This window comes from Mycolicibacterium parafortuitum (assembly GCF_002086815.1).
GTDB classification, from domain to species: Bacteria; Actinomycetota; Actinomycetes; order Mycobacteriales; family Mycobacteriaceae; genus Mycobacterium; species Mycobacterium parafortuitum.
Map to the genome: position 1 here is coordinate 1 of NZ_MVID01000076.1, position 511 is coordinate 511.

Sequence of the window (511 nt, forward strand, 5' to 3'; positions counted from 1 at the left end):
CGGCGATGGATGCCCGGTGGAGCATGCTGGCCAAAGCGGTGTGTCCGGCAGATCCGCGCAGTCTGACTCAGCGTCGTGCTGATGTGTTCGATGCGCTCAACACCGGCCGTGGTTTTGGTTGTGGGTGTGGGGATCCGGGCTGCCCCCAGACGATCGTGATCCCACCCACCGCTGCGGCTCACCACGACCCGCCGGCCACCACCGAACCCGCCGAGCCGCCCGCCGAGCCGTCCGGGGCTGAGCCGGCCGGGGCCGAGGCGTTGGAGCCGCCCGCCGAGCCGGCCGTCGAGGTGCTGGAGCCGTCCGGGGCCGAGCCGATTGCCGCGCCGACATCGCCGGTCCCCGCGCCGGCACCGCCGGTACCGCCGGTGCCGGGGCCGGTGTCGGTGTTGGGGCGGCAGGTGGTGCTGAACGTGGTCGCCGCAGCCGACACCATCGCCGGGCACAGTGATGCTGCGGGGTATTTGGCCGGGTACGGGATCATCGACGCGCAGTTGGTGCGCGAGCTCGC

General features: G+C 72.8%; 1 protein-coding gene. It reads left to right on the forward strand.

What is annotated here, in order from left to right; all coding sequences use genetic code 11:
* Nucleotides 1-5: 5 nt before the first annotated feature.
* Nucleotides 6-511: DUF222 domain-containing protein (locus BST38_RS29835; protein WP_435404631.1), on the forward strand; the 506-nt coding region annotated here is incomplete at its 3' end.